A 26,165-nucleotide genomic window follows, 5' to 3' on the forward strand; every position below is an offset into this window, starting at 1 on the left:
CAAAGACGAGAGAATTCGCGCATCGGTATGCCGCGAGGAAAGAGCGGCACTCAGGCACGCCGCGCGCAACCTTCATACATGAAGACCATTGGTTTCGGGCCGGTCGCGTAGCCTGTCGTGAGATCGTGGAGCCGAAAGCCACCCTCTTCGACAAGTGCCGTAGTCGGCCGATCAAGATGACAGTTCCCAGCGCAACGACGCCAAACGGGCGTCAGCCATTTCTGCCACCGCTGAACACCAGGCTCCGGAGCAAGTCCGTGCTCGACGAAGCTGAAGATGCCGTCTGGCTTCAGAACGCGTCGGATCTCCGAAAGTGCCTGTCTGGGATCAGAGACGCTGCAAAGCGTCCAAGTGGCAATTACGCAATCGACGCTTGACGTTTTAAGCGGCAGTTCCTCAGCCCGACCTTGAACCAGCTCCGTTTCACGTGCAGCTCGAAGGGCTGCTTCTTCGGCGAACCTGATGAGCTCGGGCGAGGGATCGATGCCTATGACGTGGCGCACTCCATTCTGGTAAAGGCCGAGGTTCAAGCCAGAGCCAATCCCGATTTCCAGAACACGGCCTTTTGCCGAGGAGACGGCCCGGCGACGGTATGGAAGGAGTTGGTCCTGACCCATGGCCAGATGCGTCAGGCGAGGGAGGATGTATCTGTCGTAGCATCTCATCGGTTTACCCGATCCGGCCGAGGAGAGGGAAGGTGTCGAGCAGCCAGTATGAGAGCGCGCTCAACTGTCCGGTGATCATGGCCAGCCCCATCAGGATCATCACGACGCCCGCGCCCTGATGCAGACGGTGCCCCACGCGACCCACTCCGCGCAGACGGCCCGTCAGGCGGTCGGTGAAGGCGGCGACAACAAGGAACGGTACGCCAAGCCCGGCGGAGTAGATCGCAAGGAGCGCCACGCCCTGCCCGATCGTTGCACTTGTCGCGCTCGCTGTCAGGATCGCGCCAAGGATCGGGCCGATGCAGGGGGTCCAGCCAAAGCCGAAGGCGAGCCCAAGCACGTAAGAGCCTGTGGGGCGCCCCCCGGGCAGGTCGAGGCGAAAGCGGAAATCCCGCTCCATCGCCTGGATGCGGGCCGCGCCCAGCATGAACAGCCCGAACAGGATGATAATGCCGCCGCCCAGGATGTTGAGCTCGTACCGCCAGCGCAGCAAGGATTGCCCCAGGGCGGTGGCCGAGGCTCCGAGGATCATGAAGATCGTGGAAAAACCCAGCACGAACCAGAGGCTGAGCCAGACGACCTGACCGCGCCGGGGTGCCACCGCGCCGCCTACCGAGCGCCCGGCGATATAGGAGACATAGCCGGGCACCAATGGTAGCACACAGGGTGAGACGAAGGATATCGCACCTGCCAGAAGGGCCGCGGTCATCCCGATGAGCGAGAGGTCAGCCATGCGTCGCCTCCAGCGTTCTCTGTCGCCATGGCCACCAACCAAGAGCATAGGAATAGGCCGCAGTCGGAATGACCACCCATTGCAGGATCGGGCTCAACCCTGCATCGATCACGGGAATGACAGGCATGAGATCGCGGTAAGCCCAAGCCTCACGGATCTCGATGTTTAGCCATTCGCTGAAGATCGTGTAGCCGACACCGAAGATCAGCGCAGCAAGGAGAACACGGGGCCCTTGCGTCTGCGGCCATGTGGGTCGGCCGAACAGCAAGAGCGCGATCGTGAAGGTGCTGAGGGTGATCAGGATATCGCCCCCGGTGCAGTGCACCGCCGCGAAGACGATCTCCCCGGGCGCTCCGCTCAGCCAGATCGTGTAAAGCGGAATATGCGCGAACTCCCAGAGCAGGTGCGCAATGGCGGAGAATACGAGATACCGGCGCAGGGTGACCAGCCAGTTGCGCGTCTCCGCCACATGGGTGAACGGGACTGCCGTCATTGGAATAGTCCCAAGATGCTGTCGAACCAGCCAGGCTCCGGGGGTGGTGCGTTAGCCAGCTCGCTAAGGTACAGGATGAGATTCACGTGGCCAAACCCGGTGCCGTGGAAAATGGCAGCATGTCGCCCGCCTCGATCAATGATGTGAACCATTGGCGTGCTGCCATTTCGATCAGAAAGGGCGGAAAAGTTCGCCCTTGTTTTGCCCGCGTCTCCCTTCGACGTTATCGCATGCCAATTCGCTCGATCCCAGCCAACTCCTGTGGCGGGGCCAACGGTCAGGAAAGTAACCCACTCGCGCATCGGGGTGATGTTTACCCCCTCCTGCACCTTGCGCACTAGCGCCTGCTGGGCCTCGCACGGCGCGTCGCAGCCCTCGGGCGCGAAGGTTACCACGACGATCCGGTCCTGCAGGGCTTCCAGCCGCAGGGCTCCGCCATCGGCATCGGTCCCGCGCAGACGCGGCGTGCGCCGCAGGTCGGTCGGCTCGAACGCAGGTTCCCGCTCGGCCATCACCTCGTCGATCCGCTCGCCTGGATGATGCGCGATTGCCGAACCTGCCGGGAACAGGATGGCCAAAATGAACAGGATGCGTCTCATTCCGCGTTTCCCGGCCCGGTCGCGGTCACGCTCAGAACCGGCACCTCGACCGTGATCTCCCCGGCATTCTCGAAGGTCAGGGTCAGCGGAAAGGTGCTGCCCTCCTCCAGCTTCCCGGTCAGATCCATCAGCATCAGGTGCATTCCTCCGGGGGCGAAGGTGACGGGTGTGCCGGGGGTGAGATCGAGTGCTTCGATATGGTTCATGCGGGAGACGCCGTTGGTATCCGTTACAGTGTCATGCAGCATCACATGGCCCGCCGCGGGCGTTTCAAGCGCCGTGAGCCGGTCCGCGATATCGCTTTCCAGCGTGAGGTATGCGGCGCCGGGGCGGCTGGCCAGGATGCTGGCGCGGGCCCACGGGTCTGTGACACTCACATCGGCGGCGGCGAGAGTCGGGAGGGCCGCGCAGAAGACGGCGAGAGCAATGGGTTTCACGAGGAGGATCCTGTCGTTTGAATGAGGTTCGAGAGATTATTGGCGAAGGTTTCAGCGGGCGCGTCACCCTCCAGCCAGACATCGACGAAGCCGCCGTCTGGGGCCATGACATAGATGTGTCCGGAATGGGCCATGGTGTAGCCGTTGGGTGCGGTGGTATCCTCGGCGCGCTCGTACCAGACGCGGAAATTGCCTGCGGCCTCAGCGATCTGCGCCTCCGTCCCCGTGAGGCCGACCATGCGGGGATGGAAGGCTTCGACATAGGCGGCCATGACGTCGCGCGTGTCGCGGGCTGGGTCCACTGTAACGAAGATCGGCGTTACCTGCGCGGACTTGGGGCCGAGTGCGTCCATCACCTGCGCCATGTAGGCCAGCGTTGTCGGGCAGATATCCGGGCAATGGGTAAAGCCGAAGAAAACCAGCTGCCACTGGCCGTCGAAGCTGTCCGCCGTCACCGATCGTCCGGTATGGTCGGTCAGGGTATAGGCATTGGTGATCGCCGCCTCGCCGGTGACGCGGGGGGCGGGCAGGTCTGCCGGGGTCTGTGCCTGCCAGAGGAAGGCGGCCCCGAGCGCGACTGCGGCAACGCCAGTCAGTGCCCAGAGACCGCGACGGATGCGGCTCAATCCGTAACCGTTCGAAGTTTGGTTCATGTGATCGGGCCTTTCAAAAGGTGGGGCCGCCCGGGCCAGGACCGTGGCCCGGGCAACGTTCGCTCAACCGCCCTGCGGTGCAGGGTCCGCATCGGTCCCGGCCGGCGGCATGTCATGTTGGGGGCTGTGATGGGCCATTTGTTGCATCATCTCGGTGCAGGCCTCCATCATCGGGCCCATCTGCTCCATCATCTTCATCATGCCCATCATGTTCTGCATGCCGGACATATCCCCGCCCATCATGCCGCCGTCCTGCATCATCGGCCCGTCCATCTGCGCGGGTGCGGTGTCGTCTTGTGCAAAGGCCATCGGGGCAGCGATAAGAGCTGCGAACGTGGCAGCGAGGCTCAGTGTCTTGGTCGTTTTCATGGTCGTCTCCTTGGGTTGAGTTCAGAGGTCAGTCCCTCGTCGTGTCCGGCATATCGGCCGGGGTCTTTGCTGCGTCACAGCCCTTGCTTTTGCACATGACGCAGTATCCGGTGGCGCACATCACCGCGCAGGGCGCGAGGCTCAGGATCAGGGGCGCCACACCAATGGCCGCAAGCCAGCCCCAGTTGAGCCAGAGCCCCGCGCCGACCACCACCATCGCCGCGATCACGGTCTGACGGCGGCTCAGCGCCCAACGGGCGGGCGCAGCCTGACGGCGGCGCACAAGCGGTATGTTTGTCATGGCGTGTCTTTTCCTTTTGCTATGATTGTCTCAAAAAGTGCGATATTTTCCGGGCTGTCCCACTCGGACGGACCAACGAGACGGCCAAGCTCGCGGCCCTGCCGGTCAATCAGAATGGTTGTCGGCAAGCCGTAGGCCGCGAAAGCCATCATCACGCGGGTCTGATCGGCCAGATACATTCCAAGATGCCGGATCCCGATTTCGTCGTAGAAGCGGCGCACCGGTCCCAGCCCCGCCCGGTCGATCGACAGCGGCAGGACATGGAAATCGTCGCCACCAAGCCGGGCCTGGAGGGCGTCGAGCGTCGGCATCTCCTCGCGGCAAGGCGCGCACCAAGTGGCCCAGATGTTCAGCAGCACAACCTTGCCATGGAAATCATCGAGCATCAGGTCGCGCCCGGCGCCGTTCACGAAGGGGGGCGAGGGCATCTCTCGCGGGCTGTCCCGAAGTGGCATTACCGGGCCCGCGGCGACCGGCGTGGCCAATGCCGCCGCAGCCGTGGCGACAAGGAAGTCTCGGCGTCTCATGGGGTTGCCTCCGCTTGCAGCGCCCGGACCACGGGCATGATGTCGGTTTCCAGGATATTCCGGTTGAATGGGCCCACATGTTTCATCGCGATGCGACCCTTGGCGTCGATGACGTAGGTTTCCGGCACGCCGTAAACCCCCCAGTCGATGGCAACGCGGCCATTCCGGTCCGCCCCTATGCGGGTGAAGGGATCCCCCAACTCATCCAGAAACGCGAGCGCGGCGCCCGGTGCGTCCTTGTAGTTGATCCCATGGATCGGGACCGCGGCGGTCTCGGCAAGCGCCACCAAGAGCGGGTTCTCGGCGCGGCACGGCACACACCAGGACGCCCAGACATTGACGATGGACACTTCGCCCGTCAGATCAGTGGTGGCCAACCCATCGCTGCGCCCCTCTATGGGCGGCAGATCGAATTCCGGCACCGGCTTGCCGATCAGGGTCGAGGGCAGCCGATCATCGTTATTGAAAAGCCCCCAGTAGAAGGCGGCAGCGAGTCCTGCAAAGATTACGACGGGCAACACCGCCAGCGGCGAGACCCGGCGCGTGGTTGGCTGTGCCTCCGCGGTCATGATCCGTCCCCGTCATTGGCCGTTACCTCTGTCTGAAACCCGCGTTCGCGCTCAGACCATGTGCTCTTGATGAAGGCGAGTACCGCGGTGATCTCGTCGTCCGAGAGAATGCCTTCAAATGCGGGCATGTCGCTCTCGTAGCCGGGGACCACCGCGCCGACACCCAGCTTCGTGATCGTGAACAGCTGCCGGTCGGCATGGTGCCAGGTGTGACCGCTGGCATCATGCGGCGGCGCTGGCATGCGACCGTCTTCGTTCCGCCTGCGCCAATCCGGCTGACCTTCCAGATTGACCCCATGACAGGACGCGCAATTGGCGGCATAAAGATCCTGCCCGAGTGCGACCTGTTCGGCCGTCACCGGCGCGCCCAGAAAGGTCAACCCTTCCGGGGTGTCCTGCGGCGCGGCCGCCACGACCCAGGCGGCCACACCCGCGATCAGTACGAGGGCGCCTCCGGCAACAAATCCAACGCGTGTCATGTCGGCCGCCGCAGATATTTGATCAACGCCGCCGCCGCGAGGATCAGCACCCCAATAAGCAGCAAGAAGACCAGCCCACCACCCAACATCATACCCATCATTGGGCCACCCATCATCTGGCCCATGCAGTCGCTCATCATTCCCGTTCCCGGGCCATCTACAGTGCCGTTCATGTTGAACTCCTTATGTATTTACAGATTGCCCAAATCGCGAGGCAAAGAGCTGCCACGGCGAAAATGGGACCGAGAGTCATCGCGAGGATCGCAAACGCGGTCCCGAGCGTGTCAGCCAACAGGCCCGCGCCGTCATTCATCGGAATAGACCGCGACACCTTCCGGCCCGAAAGCATAGGTGCGCAGAGTTCCGGTTTTCGCAGGTGCCATCCCCGGCGCGTTACCGGGCATGCCCGGCAGGGTGATGCCAGTGATGTCGGGACGTTCGTCCAGCAACCGCTCGATGATCTCGGACGGCACGAGGCCGCTGACGACATAGCCATCGATCATGGCGAGGTGGCAGCCGATGCCCCGCTCGGGCACGCCCATCTCGATCGACCTTTGGTCGAAATCGCGGTCGTCGATCACATTGACCGCGAAGCCCTCGGCGCGCAGATATTCGGCATAGGCGTCGCAGCAGCCGCAGCCGGGGCTGCGCCAGATGGTGACCGGTTCCGCGCCCTGCGCGGCGGCGGATGCGATAACCGGTGACGGGGTCTCGCGATCTGTCGCGACATAGGCGGCCGTGGCCGCGCCTGCGATCCCCAGGGTGACGGCAAGTACCATTTTCATGATCGGTGTTCCTTTCTCAGAGCGCGGCAAGCGTGGCCCACGTGGCGCCACCGTCCCGGCTGTGTTTCAGTTTGGTCGCGGAGGTGGCGGCGATGTGGTCGGGGTCTGCCGGATCAACGGCAAGCGCCTGTGCGTGCAGGCTGGACCTGTTCTCCCAGGCAACGCCGCCATCCGTGGAGGCCCAAAGCCCCGAAGGCAGCGCCGCGTAAAGCCGTTCCGGCGCACTATTGGCTGAGACCAGCGATTTGACGGGCTCGCCTTCAGGCAACGGGGCTTCCGGCGCGGGCGACGTTCCCGCGACCAGCGCATCCATCGCGTCACCCGCCACCACGTCCTGCCAGCGGCAGAAACAGTCAGGTACTCGGGTCACGCCCTGGTCGGTCCCGGCATAGATCCAGATACCGCCCATACCGCTGGCGAGATTGACCGAAGCGAGGGTCAGAATCTCGCGCTCGGCTTCGGCGATCCAGGGGCGGTCCATCACGAAAGACCATCTGGTCCCTGCATCCTCGCTGCGCCACAGCCCGTCGCCGGCGATGGCGGCATAGACCGAATCGGGTGCACCCGCCGCGATGGCGAGTGCAGTGATCTGTGCCTGCGGCAGGCCGCCCGAAGCAGCGCTCCATGTCCGGCCACCATCCTCGGACCGGTCCAGCCCGCCGCCGTCCAGCGCCGCGAAAAGCTGCCCCGGACGGTCTGGGTGACAGGCCAAAGCCCTGATCGGGGTGCGCGGCGCAGGCAGGCGGGTTGCGTCGCCAGACGGATCAAACCGCTGAACACGCGTGCCAACGACGACAAGCGCTTCACCGTCGAAATCCAAGGCAGAGGTTGCCGCGCCTTTGGCCTGCGCCCGCCGCGCTGGCATCAGCCCGGCGGCGGCCACAGCGCCCAGCATGCCAAGCACGCAGCGCCGTCCAAGCGGCCGTGTGGTCGGATGATTGACGTTCATTTTCTCATCCTCCTCGCGCGACACGGATCACGCCCATCATCCCGCCCGCCTGATGCTCGAGGATGTGGCAATGGAACATCCAGTCACCCGGATTGTCGGCGACGAAGGCGATCTCGACGCGTTCACGCGGGGCCATCAGCACCGTGTCCTGCCATTCATGATGCACAGTGGGCGTCCCATTGCGGCTGATCACGCGGAAGGAATGGCCGTGCAGGTGGATCGGGTGGTGGAACGCCGTGGCGTTGGTCATGGCGATGACGTGGCTGGCATCGCGTTCCAGCACCAGCATCGGGTCGAGGATATGCCCTTCGGCTGCGACGCCGTTGATGAACCAGATGCCGCCGTCGTGCATCCGGTTCATCATTCCGCCACCCATCATGCCGCCCTCGGATGTCAGCCCCATCTGGCGTTCGACCATCCCGCCCATCATGCCGCCGGTGAAGGTCACTTCGTGGTGGCGGGCACGGGCGATGTCGGGCTCGGGCAGCGGGTTCGGGGCCAGCGCCATGTCCCAGTCGGGCGGCGCATCGCGCAGGGGCGTCTCGGAATAGGCCAGATCGACCACTTCGAAATTCCGGTCCGAATAGAATCGGTCGGTGACGGTCAGCGTCTCGCTCGGCGCGCCCGTCATGTCGAGCATCAGATCGACCCGCATCGCCGGGCCGATCACCACCCATCCGCGCGCGTCTTGAGGTGCGTGCGGCGTTACCGGCTGCCCGTCAAGCGCGATGACCTGCGGTGCCAGATCGCCGAAATCCAGTGCGAAGATGCGGGCATTGGCCGCGTTGATCAGGCGCAACCGGACCCGCTCGCCCGCCTTTACCTGTACCGCATCCGGCACACGCCCGTTGATCGTCACGGTATTGCCCAACCGTCCGCCATGGCTCATGTCATGAAATCCGCCGAAACCGTCGGCAATCCCGGCCTCTTGGGTCAGGCGCCAGTCGTCGAGCACCCAGACCATCTCGCGGTCCACGCGCGGCGGGTTTGCTTCTTCGATGATCAACGCGCCGTAAAGCCCGCGCCCGACCTGCTCGAAGCTGCGCTGGTGCGGGTGATACCAGAAGGTTCCGGCATCGACGGCATCAAACGCGTAGGTAAATGTCTCACTCGGCGCGATCGGGGCCTGCGTCAGATGCGGCACACCGTCCATGGCGTTGGGCACCCGCAGCCCGTGCCAGTGCACGGTGGTTTCCTCGTCCAGCGCGTTCTCGACCGCGATGCTAAGCCGGTCGCCCTGCCGCACCCGGATCTCGGGGCCCGGGACAGCGCCGCCATAGCACCAGATGTCAGTCTCGCCCCAGGGTTCGGGAACAAGCCGCGCCCGTCCCGGGGCGGCGCGCAGGGTGAAGGGCGTTGTAGTGTCCGCCCAGGCCGGGCGCACGGAAACTGCTGCACCTGCCGCAGCACTACCGGCCAGAAAGCCGCGGCGCGACAGCGCCGGTGTGAATGTCGATTTCATGTGTCTGTCTCATCTGATCTCTACCATCGGGGGTCGCGCACAAGTCGCGCGATCGAGTGCGCCCCGATACCGTTAAGGTTTCGGAAGACGCAGTCCGACGGCCACGAAAACGCTGGTGTCAGCGCCCGTGGCGTCGGATCAGACGAAGGGTCGGGGAGGGAAAGGATCCGGTGGTGAACGCTGACCATGCGGCACGGTCACGCTCAGGGGCCGGTCATGACGAAGGGTTGGTATCATATACTCAATAGACGCAGCCGCCGTCAGGGCCATCGCGCCGGGTGCAGTGCAATCGAGTTGGCACAGCGTCGTGTCGTCAGCACCTTCGCCATCTGTCGGACAGCCTTGACAGTCCTCTATGGCCATCGCGCCGTCATCCATCACGGCCATTTCGAGCGCCATATCATTGGCGCTCACCGCATGCGCGATATTGCCCACGGCAAAGACCGCGAGAAATGCCAGTAGCAGGATGGATGATAGGCGGCGCATACGAAGAAGATAGGCTGAAGGGGTGGGCCTGTCCAGCCAGGAGCCTGCGACCTTTCGCGCTGCGGCAATCCGAACATTGGAGTGTATGACGTGCATCAGCTAGGCTCTTTATTCGAGACAACAGCCAGATCCTCGAGGATCGGGCAATCTGGCCGATGATCGCCTGCGCAGCTCTCGATGAGGTGACCGACGGTGGCGCGCATCGCGGTCAGTTCGGCGATCTTGGCGTCGATAACATCCAGATGATGTTGGGCAATCTGTTTAACATCCGCGCTCGCGCGGTCCTTGTCCTCATACAAAGCTAGCAAAGCGCGGCAATCCTCGATCGCGAAGCCGAGAGATCGGGCGCGCCCGATGAAATCCAGCTTGTGCAGATCATTATCGCTGAAACGGCGATAGGCGTTGTCATCGCGTGCCGGATTAACCAGGCCAATATCCTCGTAATACCGTATTGTCTTGGCGGGCAGATTCGTGATCCGCGCGATATCTCCGATATTCATGGAGTGTCTCCTATTCCGCCGGGGCTGGTTGGGCCGCGGACCGGTGATGTGAGCGGCTGGCGCGTGCGCTTTCATCCATCGCCGGGCGCAATCGGCGCAGGCGCAGCGCGTTGGTCAGCACGAAGACTGAGCTGAGCGCCATGGCGCCGGCCGCCAGAACCGGCGACAGCAGCAGCCCGAGCGCAGGATAAAGCACTCCCGCCGCCACCGGGATAAGCGCGGTGTTGTAGCCGAAGGCCCAGACCAGGTTCTGCCGGATATTGCGCATCGTGTGGCGCGAGACCTGAAAGGCGTTCACGACGCCGCGCAGGTCGCCCGACATCAGCACCACGTCGGCGGATTCGATGGCCACGTCGGTCCCGGTACCGATCGCGATGCCGACATCCGCATGGGCCAGCGCCGGCGCATCGTTGATCCCGTCGCCAACAAAGGCCACGCGCGCGCCGCCCTCGCGCAGCGTGTCGAGCGCGGCCACCTTGCCATCCGGCAGCACGCCCGCGATAACCGTGTCGATCCCCACCTCGCGGGCGATGGCGTCCGCCGTCTCGCGTTTGTCGCCGGTGATCATCGCCACGCGCAGATCGGCGGCGTGCAGGGCGCGGATCGCCCCGGCGCTCGACGGTTTGACCGGGTCGGCCACGGCGATCACGGCGGCGACCCGCCCGTCGATGGCCGCAAAGAGCGCAGTGCGGCCCTTTGCGGCGAGGTCGGCCTCCGCCGTGGCAAGGTCGCCGGTGTCCAGCCCCTCGCGCGCCATCAGCCGATCCGCCCCGACCAGCACGTCATGGCCCGACACGCGGGCACGCACACCGTAGCCGGTGACTGACTCGAACTGGTCCACTTCGACCCGCGCAGCCCCTTCGGCCTGCGCCGCGCGGGTGATCGCCTCGGCCACGGGATGCTCAGATTGGCTCTCGACCGCGGCGATCAACGACAGTACCTCGGCCCGGTCGAACCCGTCGGCCAGCAGCAGATCGGTCATCTCGGGGCGGCCCTCGGTCACCGTGCCGGTCTTGTCGAGCGCCACCACATCGACCGACGCCAGCGCCTGCAGCGCATCGCCCTTGCGAAACAGCACGCCCATCTCCGCCGCGCGCCCGGTGCCCACCATGATCGAGGTCGGCGTGGCCAGCCCCATCGCGCAGGGGCAGGCTATGATCAGCACCGACACCCCGGCCACCAGCGCCAGCGTCACGGCAGGGTCAGGCCCCTGCGCCAGCCATATCGCCACCGTGAGCGCGGCCACGGCCATCACGACGGGCACGAACCACAGCGTGATGCGGTCGACTAGCCCCTGGATGGGCAGTTTGGCGCCCTGCGCATCTTCGACCATGCGGATGATCTGCGCCAGCGTCGTATCCGCACCAACCCGCGTGGCGCGAATGTACAGGCTGCCGGACCCGTTGACCGTGCCGCCGGTCACCGCGTCACCTTGCGCCTTGGCGGCCGGCACGGGCTCGCCCGTGATCATGCTCTCGTCGACATAGGCCTCGCCTTGCGTGACCTCGCCGTCGAGGGCGATTCGTTCGCCGGGGCACACCAGAAGGGTGTCGCCGACACGGATATCGTCAATATCGACGTCCCTGGCCTCGCCATCGCGGATCACGCGGGCCGTGCGTGCCTGCAGCCCGAGCAACCGCTCGATCGCCGCCCCGGTGCGGCCCTTGGCGCGCGCCTCCAGCCAGCGGCCCAGAAGGATCAGCACGACGATCACGGCGGCCGCCTCGAAATAGACCGCGCGCACGGCCTCGGGCAGAAGGCCGGGCAGGAAGGTCGCCACCACCGAATAGGCCCAGGCCGCGCCGGTGCCCACGGCAACAAGACTGTTCATGTCCGGCGCGCCCCGCAGGAGAGCGGGAAAGCCCTTGGCATAGAACACCCGCCCCGGCCCCGCGAGGATGATGGTCGTCAGCACGAACTGGAGATACCAGCTTGCCTGATGTCCGATCGTCCCTGCGATCAGGTCATGAACGCCGGGAATCACGTGGCTGCCCATTTCGATCAGAAAGACTGGCAGCGCCAGCAGGGCCGCGATCAGGGTCTTGCGGGCGATCAGACGAGCGTCTTCTTCCTTACGCGCAACCGCCGAGAGGCCCTCGCCCGTCTCCGCAAGCTCCGCCGGATAGCCAGCCGCGCGCGTCGCAGTCAAAAGTTCCTGCGGAGTCACTGCCCCCTCGGCAATCGTCACCGTCGCGCTCTCGGAGGCGAGGTTCACGTTGACGTCCAGAACGCCGGTCAGCGCGCCGAGCGCGCGATCTACCCGGCCCACGCAAGAGGCGCAGGACATCGACGTCAGGGTCAGCTTCACGGTCCGGGTGCGCAATGGATAGCCAATGCTCTCAAGCACCGTAGCGACCTGAGTGAAATCGGTACCCTCCGTGATGTTGAATTGCGCAGACTCACTGGCAAGGTTGACCGAAACGTCACTGACCCCGTTCACATCCGCCAACGTTCTTTCGACCCGCCCCACGCAAGACGCGCAGGTCATGCCCTCAATGGCTATCTTGATATGCTGCGTGTCCATGATCTCGGCCTTCCAGCTTGCGCGGTTTTCTTCCATATGGGGGTTCCTTCAACTGGAAGGTCAAGATGGCTGAGAAAGTAATTACATTCTACCGGTCTGCGACGCTCTTGCAGTCTCTTGATGCGCAAGTACTCCGAGAGGCGGTACACCTGTCGTGGCGAGCGCTCGGGCGCTCCTGCCTCACCCTGCACAGCAGGACAGTTTCGCCACGTCCTTGTCGAAGGTCTGCGCGGCGAGCTTCAAACCCTCGACGGTGGTGAGGTAGGGGAAGATCGTCTCGCCGAGCGATTTTGTCGTCATGCCGAACTTCAGGGCCATGACAAGCGTCTGAACGCTGTCGGCGCCCTCGGGGGCCATGATCACGCCGCCCAGCAGGCGGTCGGTTGCCCGGTCCGCGATCAGCTTGATCAGCCCGCGCGTGTCGCGGGCGGCGAGCGCGCGGGGTACGTTGTCGAGGGTCAGCACGCTGGTCTTGACGTCATGACCCGCCGCGCGCGCCTGGGCCTCGGTCAACCCGACGCCGGCGACCTGCGGATCGGTGAACACCACCCAGGGCATCGCGGCGTTGTCGTAGCGCTCCGTCCCTTCCAGCACAGCGTTGCGGGCCGCGAGCTTGGCGCCGTTGGCGGCCATGTAGACGAACTGGTCGCGGTCGGTCACGTCACCGGCGGCGAAGACCCCGGGCTTCGTGGTCTGCATGTCGTCGCCGACGTGGATCGCACCGCGTGTGTCGGTCTCGACGCCCATCTCGGCGAGGCCCAGCCCCTCAGTATTGGGCGCGCGTCCCGTCGTCAGAACGAGGTGATCGGCCGTCAGATCGCGTGCGGTACCGTCCAGCGTCACGGTCAGGCCCGCGCGCTCCCCGTCGCGTCGCGCGGCGACGTAGCTCGCGCCATCGAGGATCGTGAAACCCTCGGCGCGTAGGATTTCTGTGAGCGCCTCGGACACCTCCGGCTCGGTGCGCGGCAAGAGGCGCGAGCGGCAGACGATGGTAACGCGCGTGCCCATCCGCGCCATCATTTGCGCAAGCTCGACACCGACATAACCGCCGCCAAGGAAGATCAGGCTCTCGGGCAATTGGTCCAGCTCCAGAAGCGACGTGCTGTCGAGCGTCGGCGCGTCCAAGATACCGGGGATGTCGGGAACGGCAGGCCGACCGCCGGTGGCAATGATCACCTTGGACGCTGTGATCTTGCGCCCGCCGACCTCGACCCCGCTCTTCGCCAACCGCGCCGGGCCTTCGTCGATGTAGGTGATCGTCTCATAACCCGGCAGCAGATCGGCGTATTTCTTCTGCCGCAGCGTCGCGACGAGATCGTCCTTGGCCGCGACCAGCGCCGCCCAATCATCCACCTGCGCCTCACCTTGCAAGCCGGGAAACCGTTGAGCGGCTTTCGCACCATGCACCGCCTCGGCGGCGCGGATCATCGTCTTGGACGGCACGCAGCCGACGTTCACGCAGGTGCCGCCGATGGTGCCATGGCCGATAAGCGCGACGCGCTTACCCCCTTCGGCGGCGGTGATCGCGGCTGAGAAGCCAGCCGATCCGGCGCCGATCACGGCAAGGTCGAAGTCGCGGCGTCCCGCGCCGCCCGGTGTGCAGCAGTCATGGGGGTCCACTTGCTGGTCCATTGTCGTTTTCCTTCACTATTTGTGGGAACAATCGACCTCGCGACGCCCCGAAAGTCGTGTGTCAGACCATCCCGCCTATGTCGGAGGCGTAACTCGGATAGGCGAAGATCATCGCCTTGATCTGGTTGGCTGTCTGGCCCGCTCCTATCGCCATGGCAAACAGGTTGATTTGCTCCTCGGCCCCTGGTCCGATCAGGTGCGCACCGAGGATCTTTCCGGTCTCTTGCTCGACCAGAACCTTGTAGCCCGACCATTTTGCGCCGACCCGCAGCGAGGAATACCAGCCGTCGGTCTTCTCGAAATGCGTGTCGAACTTCAGGCCCTTCTTTCGGGCTGCAGCTTCCGACAGGCCGACGGTCGCGACCATCGGCAGGGTGAAGACGACGCTCGGGATCGGCGGGTAGGACACCTCGCGCGCATCCTTGCCCGCCAATAGGTTCTTGCCCGCAACACGGCCCTCGTTGGCCGAGACAGGCGTCAGTTGGGGGCCGCTGTCGGCGCAGTCTCCGGTCGCGAAGATGGCCGGGTTGGTGGAGCGCATCGCGATGCTGACCGTGATGCCGCGCGGGCCGTATTCCACTCCGGCGGCCTCAAGATTCAGCCCGTCGATATTGGGCACCCGTCCGGTCGCATGAACCACGGTGTCGCAGATGACGATTTCCGTGCCGCCCGGCCGCTCGACGGTGATGGCGAATTCACCGCCATGTTTCTCGATCTTCAGCACTTTCGCTTCTGTCCGCAGGTCGACGCCGAGATGTTCCGTGGCCTCGACCAGCATCGCAACAAGATCGGGATCGAAATTGCCCAAGGGGCGGTCCATCATTTCCAGAACCGTCACCTCTGCCGCCCCGGTGCGCTTGGCGATATGGGCGAACTCCATGGCGATGAAGCCGCCGCCGACGAAGACGATCCGCTCGGGACGTTCGGTCAGTTCAAGAAAATCGGTGCTGGTGATCAGATGTTCTTCGCCGGGAATGTCCAGCGTCATCGGCCGCGCGCCGGTGGCGATGTGGAAGTGCTCTGCGCGCAGGGTTTTGCCGTTCAATTCGATCGTGTCCGGGCCGGTGAAGCGCGCGGCGCCGTGCAGCGTCGTGACGCCCGCCTTCTCCAATCCGGCCTCGATCCGCCCCGGCATGACGTCCGTGAATGTGCGCTTGAAGGCCATCATTTCGGCCCAGTCGATGGAAATCTGGGTCTTGAGGCCCTTGCCCGCCAGGTTTTCGGCCCAGTCCACGCCCTCGGTGACAGCCACCAGCATCTTCTTGGGATCACAGCCGCGCAGGGCGCACGTCCCGCCATAGGGCAGGCTGTCGATGCTGGCCACGTTCCAGCCCGCCGCCGCGGTCATCCGGGCCACCCCGTTGCCGCCGGTGCCGGCCCCGATCACGATCAGATCATGGTCATATGCGTCACTCATGCCGTGCTCGTGTCGATCCTGGTCGTCCGGTCGCGCTGCGCATTTGCGCGCCTGGTCACAAGGAAGGTCAGTGCGGTCGTTGCCGCGATCAGGGCGACGGTGAGGGTCCAGCCGGGGCCAAACGCTGCCATCGCAGAAAAGCATTGAGTCATCATGGGTCGTTCCTTTCAGGTGTTGCCTTGGTGCCGTTGCCTGCGCCACACGGCGTAGACGGTTAGCGCGATGAAGAATGCCAGTGCGGGCAGCAGAGCGTAGTCGATCCAGCCCAGCACTGCAGAGAGGCCGATAGCTCCCAGCAGCACGACCAGGATTGGTGTGAAGCAGCAGAGCACCGCAACGACGGTGCCGACGATCCCGGTGAGCAGCAGCTTGTGGTCAGAGCTTTCAGCCATCCTGCGCTCCCCCTGGTGTACCCAGCTGCATACAGCATTCGCCAGTTTTCCTGCCGCGGCGCATTGTGCGCCAGGTCAGCGCCACTGCCGTCGCGAGCACTCCGCCCATGAGGTCATCGCTCATGATCTCAACTTCCCGTCACGGCCGGATATCCGGCATTGGCCGAGGCCTCGGCGATGGCATCGGCACTGGTCGCGGCAGTGTCGAAGAGGACCGTGGCCGTGCGCGCCTCGAAGTCGATTTCGACTGCGGTGACGCCTTCGACACCCTCCATCGCGCGCTTCACCGTGATGGGACAGAGCGCGCAGGTCATGTTCTCGACCGCGAAGGTCACGGTCTGCTCGGCGGCAACGGACTGCGCCGCGGCAGGGATGGCGGCCATCGAGACCACGGCGGTCAGTCCGAACAGCGCGAGCACAGGAGCTTTCATCATGAGATGTCCTTTCAGGTCAGTAGAGAAGCGGCGCCCACCAGTCGATAGTGAGCGCGGCGACAACGAGGATGAAGGAAGCCCAGAGCGCGGTCTTGGTGATCCGCGCTGAGGCTGGCTGTGCGCAGTAGGAACCGGGCTCGCAGACAGTCGGCTTGCGGAAATACACCTGCCGGAATCCGGCCGCTATGAAGCCGAACGCTATGACAGCGAAGATCGGTTTGTAAGGCTCCAGCGCCGTGAGGTTGCCAATCCACGCCCCGGAAATTCCGATCGTGAGGAGCACCAGCGGCCCGACACAGCAGGCCGATGCGAGAAAAGCGCCGAGTACGCCGCCCGCCGCGAGCCAGCCCTTGCGGGCGGGGCGATCCGCTGGCGAGGCCTCGGTTTGATGGTCAGCAATACTCATGTCACGCTCCTCTCGTCACTCGCTCACCCTTAGTGTAGGGTCTGTAGCAACTACAGGCTCAAGAGGAAAATGCGCCATGTCTGATCACGAGGGTGAGAGCGGCCTCACGCGCGGCGAGTTAGCGCGCACCACAAGCTGCAATATCGAGACGATCCGCTATTACGAAAAGACTGGTATGCTGCCTGACCCGCCAAGGACCGCTGCGGGCTATCGAGTTTATTCGAAAGCCCACGTCGCACGCTTGCGGTTCATCCTCCGCGCGCGCGAACTTGGATTCACGATTGATGACATTCGCGGTCTTGTCGGCCTCGACGACGGCGCCGTACCCTCTTGTGCCGATGTCAAGGAACGGACCGAGCGGCATCTCGCGGATGTCCGCGCCAAGATTGCGGACCTGCTACGTATTGAGGCCGTGTTGGCAACGACTTCAGCGAAATGTTCCGGCGATCAAGTGCCGCACTGTCCTGTACTCGAGACGCTTGCCGGAGAGTGAAAACGGCAATCCAGCCGCGTCACCGACTCGACATTTTGCACGCCCGCACCTGCTCCCGCATCATCGCATAGTCCGCCAGCATCTCCACGACCACCGATCCCTCCGGCAGCAGGAGCAGTTCCTCCGCCGCCCGCGCCTGGACCTCCCGGCTGTACTCGACGACCGGCGGACACACCACGTGCGCACCCAGATCAAAACCGCCCTCCGCGCAACCGCTCAACAAGATCGTCCCGATCACGAGGGCGACGCGCGGCGGCGTCCAGCATGTGTCGTTGCACAGCATTGATCCGCTCCAGTTGGTCGAGCCGCTCGGCGGCGCGCCCGGCGCGCTCGCCCATGCGGCGGAGGTTCATGAGCAACAGCAAGACGGCGAGCGCGACGAGGGCGAGCCCCGCCACCCGCCGCGCCCATGGCCGGGACAGCAGCCCGACCAGCATACCGCCCCACATCACCGCCGCCCCCGCTTCCAGTCGTCGAGCCTGGCCCAGACCGCCACCGCGATCCCGCCGAGCGCCAGGGCGATGAACACCCAGCGCAGGGTATCGAGATACGGCACCAGCGGCAGGATGGCCCCTTGAGCCTCCGCCAGCAGCTCCTGTGCGATCTCGACGCCGCCGGCCCCGATTGTGGCGACGCCCGCCGCGCCGGTGCCCCTGAGCGTGCGGCTTTCCGCCAGCACCTCGCGCGCGGGCGGGACCTCCTGTGCAAACGGCGCCGCCCGCGCCGGGAACCGCTCGCCCCACTGCCGCGCCGGCCCCAGATCGACATGCATGAAGCCAGAGCGCGGGTAGAAGCCGAAGCCGCGGAAGCCCACCTCGCGCGCCTCCCGCTCGAAGGCTTCGGGGTCGTGGTTCGCCATGGAGATATCGAACGCCGTGCCCTCCATGTGTTTCGAGGCCGGCGCGCCGCCCACGGCGCGGTTGTGCTGGGGGCTGCGATATCCCGAGCGGACGATCATCGGCTTGCCCAGCCGGTCGCGCAGCGCCTGCAGCGCATCGAGCGCGCCCTCGTGGACAAGCAGCGTGCCGGTGCCGCGGCAGGCGATCTCGGCGGGGGAGAAGTCGGGCCAGCGCCAGGTGTCGGGCGCGACCGCGCTGTAGTGATCGTGGAACCGGGGCATCCTTGTCTCCTTTGAACGCAGAAGGCCCGCCGAGGCGGGCCTGATGGGTGGTGAGGTTGGGTGGGCTCGCCCGACAGAGCTCACTCGTCGGTCGATTGCGGCGGGTTGGCCGGTGGCGGCGGATCGACGATCTGCGGCGGGGCGTGCTGGAAGACGGTGAAGAGCAGCTGGCGCATCTGGTAGAGGTCCTGCTCGAGGCGCGCGCGATGCGCCTGCTCGGACGCCCGGTCCTCGGCCTCGTTGGTAAACGCCTTGCGCGTCACCGCCACGGCGAGCCCCACGAGGGCAGTCGCCACCGCCCCGATGGCGGCGGTGAGACCGTTCTCGCGCAGCGCCTCCGCGATCTGGGCAATGAGCGTGGGGCGATCCGTCATGGTGCGCTGAGCAATCCGATCTCGGCAGGCAGCGTGGCGTCCGTCCAGACGGCGCCGTCGCCCGGGTTCTGCGGCCAGGAGAAGATCACCTGTTCGGGCACCGCGCTGGAAAGTGCGGCGGCGCTCGCGTCGTGATCGACCCCGCCGATGCGCAGGAAGCCCGCGAGGCTGCCCGGCCCGCTGGTGCCGGCCTGGGCGACGGCCTTGATGTGCACGGCGGCGATGGCCGCGCCCGACGGCCCCGCAGGCCCGGCGAGCGTCGCGCTCTGGCGCTGGCCGGCGGTGTCGCTCGACATGCGCGTGGCGATGTTGCCGTCCCCGAGGGCGGCGAGCGTGCCGGCCCACTGGCTGTGGGCCCCGGCCATGCCCGGCACCTGCCGGGCGAAGCGCCGGCCGATGGTCGGGGTGCCGTCGAGTACCGCGATATGGGCGTAATACCAGGTCGCGTCACCAAAATGGCTGTGCATGTTGGTATTGCCGAACACGGCGGAGACCGGCTTGCCCTTGCCGGCGGTGTTGGCCGCGGTGGCGCTGCTCATCAGGCCTGCGCCGTCGTGGAGCTCGATGGTGATATCGGCGCCGACGGCGACGCGCACATTGATCCAGTGAACGGTGCCCGTGCCCTTGTCGATGCCGTTCGCGCCATCGGTGACCGTGTCGCCGCTTGCCCGCGCGAAGATCGTGGGCGTGCTCTTTCGACCGCGCAGTTCTGCCACGGTGTTTCCCGAGGCATCCCGGAACGCGAGGACGGAGACGTCCTTGTAGTAGAAATCCGCGGAGGACGTGTCCGGCGCGCGGAGACGGACCTGGAGCCACAGATCGCCCGCGGGCGGCGGGAAGGCGAGGCTGAAGGCCGAGCTGTGGGACCTGCCGCCCGTGAACTTCACGGCGTTCACGTCGAGATCCGCGTCGAACCCCGCGGGGTCCGTGCTCATCAGCGCGGGCTCGATCCCGCCGAGATCGGCCGGCTGATGGCCGAGATGAAGGATGGTCATGGATTACGTCCTTTCGATCCAGAGTTCATGCGCGACGGCGGAGGCGGCTTCTCCGCCGCCGATCTCGTGCCAGAGTTCGCCGGTCGGCAGGCCGAGTGCTGTGCCGCCACCCATCTCGTGCCAGATATCGACCCGGGCCACGCTCAGCGCGGCCGTGCCGCCCATCTCGATCCAGTGCGAGGCCGCCTGCACGGCCACGCCATCGGCGATGCCGAGGCTGTGCCCGAGCGCGATGCAGTTGCCCGGCACGGGGTAGGAGAACTGGCCGGGCAGCGAGCGCAGCGTGCCGCCCTCGCCCGGCTCGCGCCCCTGCAGGACGGGCCGGAAGTCGCCGCCCGCGGCGTCGCTCACCTCGGTGGCCGGATCGGTGGCGGGATCGCTCTGCCACGCGCCGTTCACGCCGATCCAGAACCCGCCCGAAGCGGGATCGAACGCGAGCATCACGATGTCGCCGGCGCCATAGGCGGTGTAGGAGCCGAGCCGCGACGCGGTGTTGCCCCACACGTCGCCATTGCCACGGGAGCAGATCGAGCCGGCATGGACCGGGTTCTCGCCGCTGTCGAAGGTCCTGCCCGGGTCGTCCAGCTGCGCCTGGGAGACGACGCCCGCGTAGCCGTTGAACTGCGCCGGCCCGCCCGGCGCGCAGGCGATCTCCCAGTAGAAGGGGACGGGATGCGTGCCGGGGAGCCGCTTCAGGGCCGGCACCCAGTGGCGGTAGTCGGCCCCGCCGCCGGTGTTGATCAGCGTCCGGTCCTCGTCGGAGAGCGTGTGTCCGGCCCCGGCCTTGCTCGCGTCGAGCCGGACACCGACGCCGCCGGAGGCGTCCCCGCCGGAACCGTCCCCGCCGGAGCCGCCGCCGCTGGCCCCGCCCATGAGCAGGCCGGCGCGCGCGAGGTAGAGCCCCGCCATCACGCCACCTCGGAGATCGCGCCCTGCACGACCCAGGCGTCGGGTCCGCGCTTGTAGAGCGCCGCGCCGGACCAGCGCGCATCGATGGTGCAGGACCCGGCCGGGACGTTGTTGAGCGCCACGCCCGCGGCGGCGGCGATGGTCGTGGGGCCGGCGCCGGCCTGGGTGATATTGATGAGGCTGCCCACCGGGAAGGCGACACTCGCCTCGGCGGGGATCGTCACCGTGTTGGCGCCACCGGCGGTCATCTCCACGATCGCGCCCTTGTCGGCGAGCGTGAGCATGCGCGTGGTCGCGCCATCCGCGACCACTTCCGCCGCGCCCTCGGCGGGCGGCGGCAGGAACGCCAGCGCATCCTCCGTGGCGTTGACGCCCAGCAGGCGGCCGGCCTTGCCGGCGAGCGCCGGCAGGACGACCTGCCAGGCGGTGCCGTCGAAGCGCACCCGCTCGCCCGCATCCGCGATCCACGCCTCCCAGCCGGCGGCCGGCGTGAGATGGACCCAGTCCTCCGCGCCCGCGGGCCCGTCCCAGAGCGCGATGGCATTCGCGTTCGAGGGGGCACCTTCGGGCACGATATGGATGTCCCCGGCACTGCCGGAGGCGGGCAGCGCGGTGCTGCGCGATCTGGCGGCAAGCTGGACGAGTGCTGAGAGCCTGCGCAGGTCCTCGCTGACGCTGGTCCCCCAGTCGCTCTGACCGGGATCGTAGAAGGACCGGAGCCCGAGCCCCGGCATGATGCGCTCTGGCATGTGCTACCTCGTTGCTGTCTGATCAGGTGGGCGCGCCCCAGTCCTCGCCCCAGGCCGCCCCCCAGCCTTCGAGGATGGCGAGGCGAAAGGCCCGCCCCGTGCGGCTCTCGCGCGGGCTGCCGTCCACATCGCGCACCGCGAGCACGCGGATCTCGACTTCCGAGACGGCCGGCGGCGCGGCGCCGACCGGAATGCCGGCGAGTGTGATCGTGTGGCTGGTTCCCGTGCCGGCAGGGATGCGCGCCGCAACCGGCGTCATGGTCGCGTCTGTTGCCGGGTCCACCCAGCGGATGTCGACGACGTAAGAGATGCCCGGCTCGGGGCCGATATCGCCGGCGGTGTAGTCGTCGAGCACCGGCCCGGTCTGCGCGAGCCGGTCGCGATGCGCCCAGCTCAGCGTCACGTCGCCCGCGAGAAGTGCGCGCCTGTCGATGCCGTAGCCGCCATTGGCCATCGCCCGCCCGGGCGGCAGCGGCCGGATGGCGCGGCCTGCGAGCGTCAGGCGGTCCTCGGGGGCCAGCGCGAAGGCCAGCGTCCCGCGCCCGGTCTCGGGCAGCAGCCGAACGGCGAGGGTCTCGCCCGCCGCATAGGCGCCGTCGGTGATCCGGGCGCTCTCGTCGAAGAAGAGGACGGGCGTGCCGGCGGGATGGGCAAGCGGCACCGTGTCGAGACAGCCCCGGCCCACGGTGATCGTGTCCGCGGTGATCCCGTCGATGCGCACGAGCTCCCCGCCGATGCTCGCCAGCGTGCCGATGCCGACCTCGCCAAGGCCGCGCCAGCCGGAGACGGGGAGGACGCGATCCTCGGGGTTGTCAGTGACGTCGGCGGCCAGAACCGCCGAGGGCGCAAAATCCACCGTTCCGTCCTGCACCGGGCCGGTGCCGGGATCGATCCAGAGCTCGGCCGCGAGCGCATCGGCGCTCGGGCGCTCGCCGGTGGCGATGAGCGCGCCCGAATCGGGGTCCTCCGCGAGGATGCGGTCGGCCTCGCTGTGGCCGAGCTCGCGCACCAGAAGCCAGTAAGGCGCCTCCGTGACCATGCGGTGCGCGAGCGCGCGCGGCGGGGCGGCGATGCCACTACCCGGGGACATGCGCCCGCCGGCGATGGCGGTGGCGCCCAGGGCGAAGACATCCTCGGCGATCTTCAGCCGGATGCCGTTGTCGCGCCCGTCGCCCTGGCCGATCTCGGAGATGCGCATGACCACATCGTCGAGCCCGCGGCGCTGCGAGCGCAGCCGGATCACGTCGCCGGGCCCGAGCCCGGCGCCCGCGCGGTTGACCACTATCTCGCCCGTGAGCAGCGGGACCGAGAGCGCGCGCAGGTCGCGCTCGGCCACGCGCACCGCCAGCCCCTGGTAGCGGACGCCGGGGTAGTCGAGCGTGGTGGCGATGACCTGGCCCATGTCCTGCACGCGGGCGGTGTCGGTCACCGAGACCGAGCCGGGCGCGTCGGTCCAGGCATCGGTGAAGCGCACGGTGACCGAGTTCACCAGATCGGAGGGTGCGCGCCGCCCCAGCCGGCCCCAGTCGACGACATTGGTCTCGTCAAGGAGCGGCAATGTGGCGGGGTCGTAATCCGCGCGGATGAGCCTGAGCTCCCACAGCCCCGTGCGCCGGTCGATGAAGAGCGTGGCATCGATGTGGTCGAGCACGCTCACGATGAACTCTTCGATGGAGCTGTCCTGCTGCCAGATCAGCGACAGCCCGAAGCCCTCGGCAAAGAGGGTGTCCGCCGCCGCCGTGAAGCTCGCGCCGATCTCGAACGTTGAATACCCCAGTCCCCAGTCGCGGTTGGTGAGGCATTCGCGGATGATATGGGCGGGGTTCATGTCCGGCCCGTTGCCGAACGCGCCCCGGAGCGAGGCCACGAGCGCCTGGCTGTCGCCGGGCGGGATGACCGGGACGCCGTCGACGGGCGTGGTGTCGAGGCGCGCGGTATGGGTGGTGTCCGACAGCGCGATGTTGAAGCCGAAGATGTCGGCGGGCGGCAGGCTGGCGATGCTCGCGAGCGCGGCCTCCACGGAGGATACCGGCGAGGGCTCCCCGTCGGTCACGAAGATGACGATCCGGCGCTTCTCGCCGCTGCCCGCGAAGAAGGCGCCGGCCTCGGCAAAGGCCGCATCGAAACTCGTGCCGCCCGCGGTGAAGCTGGAAAGCGCCAGCATCCAGTCCTCGAGCACGGCGTAGTCCGCGGGCCCCATGTTGCGCCGCTCGATCATGTCTGCCACGGAAGAGTTCCAGAGCACCACCGCCATGTCGTTGGGCCGGTCGGGATCGACGCCTGCGCCGATCTCGCGGATGAGCGCCGCGACGCCCGCCTTTTGTGCTGCCATGCGCGTGCCCGACATCGAGCCCGAGACATCGAGGGCGATGTAGATGGCCGCATCCGAGATGCTGGCCTCGGGCACGATGGGCGCGGTCTCTGGATACCATTGGGGACTGCCTGCTTCGCCCGCCAGCACGCGCGTGACGCGCACCGCCCATGGCTTCAGGTAGGGGTTGAGGCCGAGATAGACCTGCCGCAGCACGAGGCTGCAGAGCCCGCGAAACCCCGGCACCTCCGCGCCCATGCGCGCAGCCAGGTAATCGTTCGTTCCCTGGCCGGGGCCGCCCATGAGCACATCGACATCGCCCACGATCCCGCCCTCGCGGCTCTCGCCGCCGAAAAGCTGCGGCTTGTCGATCCGGATGCGCCCGCCGCCCGCGCCGGCGGTGCTGACCGCACTGCTGGCCTCGACCACCTCGACCGACTGTGCGGGAAAGCTCAGCGTGTCGGGCTGCACGGACCAGGAGCTGGTGTCGCTCGCGGGATCATAGCCGACGCCCTGCACGGTGACGGCGTGGCGCGACCCGTCGGCCAGAACGAGCCGGTAGTCCTGCCCGAGGCGGACACCCGCAAGGCGGCCCGGAAACGCGACGGTGGCGGCGGTCTCGCCCGCCTGCGCCGCCGTGGCCTGCATGGCAGCGACCGTCCCGAGGCGTGTCTCCACGCCCGCGCCCGTGCCCGCAATACCGGCCCCCGTGGTCACCGACCAGGCGGTGCGGCGATCGACGAGGATCTCGCGGATGGCATCGACGGGCCCGTGGCAGAGCGCCAGGTGCATGCCCAGCGAATAGCGAAAGCCGACGGTCTGTCGCTTGCTACGCCCGCCCATCCCGGGCCTTTCCTTCTGCAGCCTCGCGGGCTGCGGCCGCCCGGATCACCGGGCGGGCGAGCGTCGCATCGGCTTCCCTGAGACGCTTGGCCGCGATGCCGTGAGTGAGGAACGCCTGCCAGTCAAACCCGTGGCGGCGAAACCACGGGCGCGCGCCGGCCATACAGTAGCGGGCCGTGCGCAGGTCCTGCACGGTGACACGGAGGGGCGTCGCTGCGGTTTGATCGGGCGTCGTCACTTCTTGCCGCCCTTCTTGCGGATGGGATCGACACGCAGGTCCCCGGCCCAGACCACGTTGGGCCCGGTGATGAGCACCGTGCCGAAGACGACCGGGATCGGCCGGCCTTCCTCCGCCGTGGGCAGCGTGAAATCGTCGAGCCCCGCGGCTTGCGGCGTGTCGGTCTTGGGGCGGGGCCCGAGCGCATAGGACACCGCCGAGAGCACCAGCCCGAGCACGAGCCGCGCGATGAAGGTCCAGGCCATGGGGAAAATCCGAATGTGGAAGTGGCGCGCGCGGGCGCGTCAGACGATGGAGCCGCCGCCCAGCGGGTTGCGGCCGGGGATCTCGGGAAACCCCCCGAAATTGGCCAGATTGCCGAACTTGCCCGCGCAGGTGGCGGCGCGCAGATCGCAACCCGGCGCGATCCCGACCTGGACGGGCAGCGGATCTCCCGTGTCGGGGTCGGTCTCCGGCGTGGCCAGTGCCGCTGCCAGTTCCGGCATCGGACGCGACAGGATGAGCGTGTCGCCCGCGTGCCCGGTGATGAACCCCAGTTGCGGCCCGAACCGCAGCACCCCGCCGCGGAACCAGCCATCGGACTGGTCCGCCACTGCGGGGACGGTCACGACGGGACCGCTGCTGGCGCTCACCACCCCCGACTGCCAGTAGAGCGCGATATCGAGCCCGCAGCCGCGCCCGTAAAGCGCGTGCCGGCAGAGCCGCTGGTACTTCGCCCGCACGCCAGCCCGGCGCAGCGTGCTGAACACCGACTCGGCCTGCAGCAGGATCCGCTGGCCCTCGACCTCCGCGCCCACCACGCGGCCCTTCCAGTGCGCCACCGTCTCGCCCGGCACCTGTTCGTGGCCGCGGAATATGGTCAGCGTCACGGGCGTGGGACCCATCGGCGCGAGGAACCGCCGCGCGAACGGATGCGAGAGCGGCCAGGTCAGCTCCAGCCGCCCGCGCTCGATCTCGCTCGTCTGCACCACCTCGCCATGGGCCACCGCGGCGGGCTCCCAGGGAAACGTCTCCCCGCCACTGCCCGTGCTGCTCCAGGTCGCAGCGCGGCTGGTGAATCGCCAGACCTGCGCATCCTCCATGAACTGGTAGAGGAAGTATGGGCGGCCCTCGGCCGCGGAGGAGTCGATGGTGGCGTAGGTCATGGGGCGGGCTCAGCGGTTATGACCGGGTATGGCGCTCGCAGGTGCGCGTGCGTCGGATGGGCGGCGCGCAGCTGTCGAAGGTCGGCGAAAATGGGTCACAATGGACAGTCAGCCGTGCCCCTCTGGCTCTGGATGCAGTGGGCTGGCGGTAGCCCACCACAACACGGCGAAACCGA

General features: G+C 66.9%; 36 protein-coding genes. 1 reads left to right on the plus strand and 35 read right to left on the minus strand.

Features of this window, described 5'->3' with window-relative positions; genetic code table 11:
• Positions 1–50 precede the first annotated feature (50 nt).
• From V8359_RS12165 to V8359_RS12280, 24 genes are all read right to left on the minus strand, one after another.
• Positions 51–665 carry a class I SAM-dependent methyltransferase gene (locus V8359_RS12165; RefSeq protein WP_336429185.1) on the minus strand — a complete coding sequence of 205 codons (615 nt, stop codon included), beginning with the start codon at positions 663–665 and terminating at the stop codon, positions 51–53.
• Positions 666–669: 4 nt separating this feature from the next.
• Positions 670–1,398 (minus strand): cytochrome c biogenesis CcdA family protein, encoded by a 729-nt coding sequence (locus V8359_RS12170; RefSeq protein WP_336429186.1) that lies wholly within the window; start codon positions 1,396–1,398, stop codon positions 670–672.
• On the minus strand, positions 1,391–1,891 hold the full coding sequence (locus tag V8359_RS12175) for a hypothetical protein (protein ID WP_336429188.1): 501 nt from the start codon (positions 1,889–1,891) through the stop codon (positions 1,391–1,393). The genes V8359_RS12170 and V8359_RS12175 overlap by 8 nt, the downstream gene beginning before the upstream one ends.
• A complete protein-coding gene (locus V8359_RS12180; protein ID WP_336429189.1) occupies positions 1,888–2,490 on the minus strand; it encodes a cytochrome-c oxidase in 603 nt (200 codons plus the stop codon). Before V8359_RS12180 ends, V8359_RS12175 begins: the two co-directional genes overlap by 4 nt.
• Complete coding sequence (locus tag V8359_RS12185; protein ID WP_336429190.1) at positions 2,487–2,927, minus strand: copper chaperone PCu(A)C; 441 nt, start codon at positions 2,925–2,927, stop codon at positions 2,487–2,489. Before V8359_RS12185 ends, V8359_RS12180 begins: the two co-directional genes overlap by 4 nt.
• Entirely contained in the window at positions 2,924–3,580 is a 657-nt protein-coding gene (locus V8359_RS12190) for an SCO family protein (RefSeq protein WP_336429191.1), read from the minus strand. Before V8359_RS12190 ends, V8359_RS12185 begins: the two co-directional genes overlap by 4 nt.
• Positions 3,581–3,643: 63 nt before the next feature.
• The gene (locus tag V8359_RS12195) at positions 3,644–3,949 is read right to left on the minus strand and encodes a hypothetical protein (protein WP_336429192.1); all 306 of its coding nucleotides are present in this window, start codon (positions 3,947–3,949) and stop codon (positions 3,644–3,646) included.
• Between the two features lie 28 nt (positions 3,950–3,977).
• Complete coding sequence (locus V8359_RS12200) at positions 3,978–4,250, minus strand: hypothetical protein (protein ID WP_336429193.1); 273 nt, start codon at positions 4,248–4,250, stop codon at positions 3,978–3,980.
• On the minus strand, positions 4,247–4,777 hold the full coding sequence (locus V8359_RS12205; protein WP_336429194.1) for a TlpA family protein disulfide reductase: 531 nt from the start codon (positions 4,775–4,777) through the stop codon (positions 4,247–4,249). Before V8359_RS12205 ends, V8359_RS12200 begins: the two co-directional genes overlap by 4 nt.
• Positions 4,774–5,346 carry a DsbE family thiol:disulfide interchange protein gene (locus tag V8359_RS12210; RefSeq protein ID WP_336429195.1) on the minus strand — a complete coding sequence of 191 codons (573 nt, stop codon included), beginning with the start codon at positions 5,344–5,346 and terminating at the stop codon, positions 4,774–4,776. The genes V8359_RS12205 and V8359_RS12210 overlap by 4 nt, the downstream gene beginning before the upstream one ends.
• Positions 5,343–5,825, minus strand: coding sequence for a c-type cytochrome (locus tag V8359_RS12215; RefSeq protein ID WP_336429196.1), 483 nt, complete (start codon positions 5,823–5,825; stop codon positions 5,343–5,345). The genes V8359_RS12210 and V8359_RS12215 overlap by 4 nt, the downstream gene beginning before the upstream one ends.
• Entirely contained in the window at positions 5,822–5,998 is a 177-nt protein-coding gene (locus tag V8359_RS12220) for a hypothetical protein (protein WP_336429197.1), read from the minus strand. The genes V8359_RS12215 and V8359_RS12220 overlap by 4 nt, the downstream gene beginning before the upstream one ends.
• 132 nt (positions 5,999–6,130) lie before the next feature.
• Entirely contained in the window at positions 6,131–6,610 is a 480-nt protein-coding gene (locus V8359_RS12225; protein WP_336429198.1) for a DUF411 domain-containing protein, read from the minus strand.
• A gap of 16 nt (positions 6,611–6,626) precedes the next feature.
• The gene (locus V8359_RS12230; protein ID WP_336429199.1) at positions 6,627–7,559 is read right to left on the minus strand and encodes a WD40/YVTN/BNR-like repeat-containing protein; all 933 of its coding nucleotides are present in this window, start codon (positions 7,557–7,559) and stop codon (positions 6,627–6,629) included.
• Positions 7,560–7,563: 4 nt separating this feature from the next.
• Complete coding sequence (locus V8359_RS12235) at positions 7,564–9,021, minus strand: multicopper oxidase family protein (protein ID WP_336429200.1); 1,458 nt, start codon at positions 9,019–9,021, stop codon at positions 7,564–7,566.
• A gap of 138 nt (positions 9,022–9,159) precedes the next feature.
• Entirely contained in the window at positions 9,160–9,603 is a 444-nt protein-coding gene (locus V8359_RS12240; RefSeq protein ID WP_336429201.1) for a hypothetical protein, read from the minus strand.
• Positions 9,603–10,007, minus strand: coding sequence for a Cu(I)-responsive transcriptional regulator (cueR, locus tag V8359_RS12245; protein ID WP_336429202.1), 405 nt, complete (start codon positions 10,005–10,007; stop codon positions 9,603–9,605). The genes V8359_RS12240 and cueR overlap by 1 nt, the downstream gene beginning before the upstream one ends.
• Positions 10,008–10,017: 10 nt before the next feature.
• Positions 10,018–12,567 carry a heavy metal translocating P-type ATPase gene (locus V8359_RS12250; protein WP_336429203.1) on the minus strand — a complete coding sequence of 850 codons (2,550 nt, stop codon included), beginning with the start codon at positions 12,565–12,567 and terminating at the stop codon, positions 10,018–10,020.
• 144 nt (positions 12,568–12,711) lie between these two features.
• Positions 12,712–14,163 (minus strand): mercury(II) reductase, encoded by a 1,452-nt coding sequence (merA, locus tag V8359_RS12255; RefSeq protein WP_336429204.1) that lies wholly within the window; start codon positions 14,161–14,163, stop codon positions 12,712–12,714.
• 61 nt (positions 14,164–14,224) lie between these two features.
• The gene (locus V8359_RS12260; protein ID WP_336429205.1) at positions 14,225–15,580 is read right to left on the minus strand and encodes a dihydrolipoyl dehydrogenase family protein; all 1,356 of its coding nucleotides are present in this window, start codon (positions 15,578–15,580) and stop codon (positions 14,225–14,227) included.
• Complete coding sequence (locus tag V8359_RS12265; protein ID WP_336429207.1) at positions 15,577–15,735, minus strand: hypothetical protein; 159 nt, start codon at positions 15,733–15,735, stop codon at positions 15,577–15,579. The genes V8359_RS12260 and V8359_RS12265 overlap by 4 nt, the downstream gene beginning before the upstream one ends.
• Before the next feature lie 12 nt (positions 15,736–15,747).
• Positions 15,748–15,972, minus strand: a complete 225-nt coding sequence (gene merF, locus V8359_RS12270) for a mercury resistance system transport protein MerF (protein ID WP_336429209.1) — start codon at positions 15,970–15,972, stop codon at positions 15,748–15,750.
• A 128-nt stretch (positions 15,973–16,100) separates the two neighbouring features.
• Positions 16,101–16,406, minus strand: a complete 306-nt coding sequence (locus V8359_RS12275) for a heavy-metal-associated domain-containing protein (RefSeq protein WP_442970369.1) — start codon at positions 16,404–16,406, stop codon at positions 16,101–16,103.
• A gap of 16 nt (positions 16,407–16,422) precedes the next feature.
• Entirely contained in the window at positions 16,423–16,812 is a 390-nt protein-coding gene (locus V8359_RS12280) for a mercuric transporter MerT family protein (RefSeq protein WP_336429211.1), read from the minus strand.
• Between the two features lie 76 nt (positions 16,813–16,888).
• Here V8359_RS12280 and V8359_RS12285 point away from each other — a divergent pair, with 76 nt between their 5' ends.
• Positions 16,889–17,305, plus strand: a complete 417-nt coding sequence (locus V8359_RS12285; RefSeq protein ID WP_336429212.1) for a MerR family transcriptional regulator — start codon at positions 16,889–16,891, stop codon at positions 17,303–17,305.
• A gap of 19 nt (positions 17,306–17,324) precedes the next feature.
• Here the strand turns inward: V8359_RS12285 and V8359_RS12290 are convergent, their stop codons facing one another.
• The 11 genes from V8359_RS12290 to V8359_RS12340 all read right to left on the minus strand — a co-directional run bounded on the left by V8359_RS12290 (position 17,325) and on the right by V8359_RS12340 (position 25,989).
• On the minus strand, positions 17,325–17,525 hold the full coding sequence (locus tag V8359_RS12290; RefSeq protein ID WP_336429213.1) for a hypothetical protein: 201 nt from the start codon (positions 17,523–17,525) through the stop codon (positions 17,325–17,327).
• Positions 17,497–17,742, minus strand: a complete 246-nt coding sequence (locus V8359_RS12295) for a hypothetical protein (protein ID WP_336429214.1) — start codon at positions 17,740–17,742, stop codon at positions 17,497–17,499. Before V8359_RS12295 ends, V8359_RS12290 begins: the two co-directional genes overlap by 29 nt.
• 11 nt (positions 17,743–17,753) lie before the next feature.
• Positions 17,754–18,425, minus strand: coding sequence for a YcbK family protein (locus V8359_RS12300; protein ID WP_336429216.1), 672 nt, complete (start codon positions 18,423–18,425; stop codon positions 17,754–17,756).
• Positions 18,426–18,505: 80 nt separating this feature from the next.
• Positions 18,506–18,799, minus strand: a complete 294-nt coding sequence (locus tag V8359_RS12305; protein WP_336429217.1) for a hypothetical protein — start codon at positions 18,797–18,799, stop codon at positions 18,506–18,508.
• Entirely contained in the window at positions 18,796–19,794 is a 999-nt protein-coding gene (locus V8359_RS12310; protein WP_336429218.1) for an FscB, read from the minus strand. The genes V8359_RS12305 and V8359_RS12310 overlap by 4 nt, the downstream gene beginning before the upstream one ends.
• A 3-nt stretch (positions 19,795–19,797) precedes the next feature.
• Positions 19,798–20,703 carry a hypothetical protein gene (locus tag V8359_RS12315; protein WP_336429219.1) on the minus strand — a complete coding sequence of 302 codons (906 nt, stop codon included), beginning with the start codon at positions 20,701–20,703 and terminating at the stop codon, positions 19,798–19,800.
• Positions 20,703–21,452, minus strand: a complete 750-nt coding sequence (locus V8359_RS12320) for a DUF2793 domain-containing protein (protein WP_336429220.1) — start codon at positions 21,450–21,452, stop codon at positions 20,703–20,705. Before V8359_RS12320 ends, V8359_RS12315 begins: the two co-directional genes overlap by 1 nt.
• A gap of 22 nt (positions 21,453–21,474) precedes the next feature.
• Entirely contained in the window at positions 21,475–24,606 is a 3,132-nt protein-coding gene (locus tag V8359_RS12325; protein WP_336429221.1) for a phage tail protein, read from the minus strand.
• On the minus strand, positions 24,593–24,844 hold the full coding sequence (locus tag V8359_RS12330) for a hypothetical protein (protein ID WP_336429223.1): 252 nt from the start codon (positions 24,842–24,844) through the stop codon (positions 24,593–24,595). Before V8359_RS12330 ends, V8359_RS12325 begins: the two co-directional genes overlap by 14 nt.
• Positions 24,841–25,089 (minus strand): hypothetical protein, encoded by a 249-nt coding sequence (locus V8359_RS12335; protein ID WP_336429224.1) that lies wholly within the window; start codon positions 25,087–25,089, stop codon positions 24,841–24,843. Before V8359_RS12335 ends, V8359_RS12330 begins: the two co-directional genes overlap by 4 nt.
• Positions 25,090–25,128: 39 nt before the next feature.
• On the minus strand, positions 25,129–25,989 hold the full coding sequence (locus tag V8359_RS12340) for a phage BR0599 family protein (RefSeq protein WP_336429225.1): 861 nt from the start codon (positions 25,987–25,989) through the stop codon (positions 25,129–25,131).
• Between the last annotated feature and the right edge of the window lie 176 nt (positions 25,990–26,165).

The organism is Roseovarius sp. E0-M6 (genome assembly GCF_037083845.1).
GTDB lineage: Bacteria > Pseudomonadota > Alphaproteobacteria > Rhodobacterales > Rhodobacteraceae > Roseovarius.

Bases quoted from the DNA above. Each gene is read 5' to 3' on its own strand.
- V8359_RS12165 (WP_336429185.1), bottom strand. From the start codon at position 665: ATGAGATGCTACGACAGATACATCCTCCCTCGCCTGACGCATCTGGCC.
- V8359_RS12170 (WP_336429186.1), bottom strand. From the start codon at position 1,398: ATGGCTGACCTCTCGCTCATCGGGATGACCGCGGCCCTTCTGGCAGGT.
- V8359_RS12175 (WP_336429188.1), bottom strand. From the start codon at position 1,891: ATGACGGCAGTCCCGTTCACCCATGTGGCGGAGACGCGCAACTGGCTG.
- V8359_RS12180 (WP_336429189.1), bottom strand. From the start codon at position 2,490: ATGAGACGCATCCTGTTCATTTTGGCCATCCTGTTCCCGGCAGGTTCG.
- V8359_RS12190 (WP_336429191.1), bottom strand. From the start codon at position 3,580: ATGAACCAAACTTCGAACGGTTACGGATTGAGCCGCATCCGTCGCGGT.
- V8359_RS12195 (WP_336429192.1), bottom strand. From the start codon at position 3,949: ATGAAAACGACCAAGACACTGAGCCTCGCTGCCACGTTCGCAGCTCTT.
- V8359_RS12200 (WP_336429193.1), bottom strand. From the start codon at position 4,250: ATGACAAACATACCGCTTGTGCGCCGCCGTCAGGCTGCGCCCGCCCGT.
- V8359_RS12205 (WP_336429194.1), bottom strand. From the start codon at position 4,777: ATGAGACGCCGAGACTTCCTTGTCGCCACGGCTGCGGCGGCATTGGCC.
- V8359_RS12210 (WP_336429195.1), bottom strand. From the start codon at position 5,346: ATGACCGCGGAGGCACAGCCAACCACGCGCCGGGTCTCGCCGCTGGCG.
- V8359_RS12215 (WP_336429196.1), bottom strand. From the start codon at position 5,825: ATGACACGCGTTGGATTTGTTGCCGGAGGCGCCCTCGTACTGATCGCG.
- V8359_RS12220 (WP_336429197.1), bottom strand. From the start codon at position 5,998: ATGAACGGCACTGTAGATGGCCCGGGAACGGGAATGATGAGCGACTGC.
- V8359_RS12225 (WP_336429198.1), bottom strand. From the start codon at position 6,610: ATGAAAATGGTACTTGCCGTCACCCTGGGGATCGCAGGCGCGGCCACG.
- V8359_RS12230 (WP_336429199.1), bottom strand. From the start codon at position 7,559: ATGAACGTCAATCATCCGACCACACGGCCGCTTGGACGGCGCTGCGTG.
- V8359_RS12235 (WP_336429200.1), bottom strand. From the start codon at position 9,021: ATGAAATCGACATTCACACCGGCGCTGTCGCGCCGCGGCTTTCTGGCC.
- V8359_RS12240 (WP_336429201.1), bottom strand. From the start codon at position 9,603: ATGCACGTCATACACTCCAATGTTCGGATTGCCGCAGCGCGAAAGGTC.
- cueR (WP_336429202.1), bottom strand. From the start codon at position 10,007: ATGAATATCGGAGATATCGCGCGGATCACGAATCTGCCCGCCAAGACA.
- V8359_RS12250 (WP_336429203.1), bottom strand. From the start codon at position 12,567: ATGGAAGAAAACCGCGCAAGCTGGAAGGCCGAGATCATGGACACGCAG.
- merA (WP_336429204.1), bottom strand. From the start codon at position 14,163: ATGGACCAGCAAGTGGACCCCCATGACTGCTGCACACCGGGCGGCGCG.
- V8359_RS12260 (WP_336429205.1), bottom strand. From the start codon at position 15,580: ATGAGTGACGCATATGACCATGATCTGATCGTGATCGGGGCCGGCACC.
- V8359_RS12265 (WP_336429207.1), bottom strand. From the start codon at position 15,735: ATGATGACTCAATGCTTTTCTGCGATGGCAGCGTTTGGCCCCGGCTGG.
- merF (WP_336429209.1), bottom strand. From the start codon at position 15,972: ATGGCTGAAAGCTCTGACCACAAGCTGCTGCTCACCGGGATCGTCGGC.
- V8359_RS12275 (WP_442970369.1), bottom strand. From the start codon at position 16,406: ATGATGAAAGCTCCTGTGCTCGCGCTGTTCGGACTGACCGCCGTGGTC.
- V8359_RS12280 (WP_336429211.1), bottom strand. From the start codon at position 16,812: ATGAGTATTGCTGACCATCAAACCGAGGCCTCGCCAGCGGATCGCCCC.
- V8359_RS12285 (WP_336429212.1), top strand. From the start codon at position 16,889: ATGTCTGATCACGAGGGTGAGAGCGGCCTCACGCGCGGCGAGTTAGCG.
- V8359_RS12295 (WP_336429214.1), bottom strand. From the start codon at position 17,742: ATGCTGGTCGGGCTGCTGTCCCGGCCATGGGCGCGGCGGGTGGCGGGG.
- V8359_RS12300 (WP_336429216.1), bottom strand. From the start codon at position 18,425: ATGCCCCGGTTCCACGATCACTACAGCGCGGTCGCGCCCGACACCTGG.
- V8359_RS12305 (WP_336429217.1), bottom strand. From the start codon at position 18,799: ATGACGGATCGCCCCACGCTCATTGCCCAGATCGCGGAGGCGCTGCGC.
- V8359_RS12310 (WP_336429218.1), bottom strand. From the start codon at position 19,794: ATGACCATCCTTCATCTCGGCCATCAGCCGGCCGATCTCGGCGGGATC.
- V8359_RS12315 (WP_336429219.1), bottom strand. From the start codon at position 20,703: ATGGCGGGGCTCTACCTCGCGCGCGCCGGCCTGCTCATGGGCGGGGCC.
- V8359_RS12320 (WP_336429220.1), bottom strand. From the start codon at position 21,452: ATGCCAGAGCGCATCATGCCGGGGCTCGGGCTCCGGTCCTTCTACGAT.
- V8359_RS12325 (WP_336429221.1), bottom strand. From the start codon at position 24,606: ATGGGCGGGCGTAGCAAGCGACAGACCGTCGGCTTTCGCTATTCGCTG.
- V8359_RS12335 (WP_336429224.1), bottom strand. From the start codon at position 25,089: ATGGCCTGGACCTTCATCGCGCGGCTCGTGCTCGGGCTGGTGCTCTCG.
- V8359_RS12340 (WP_336429225.1), bottom strand. From the start codon at position 25,989: ATGACCTACGCCACCATCGACTCCTCCGCGGCCGAGGGCCGCCCATAC.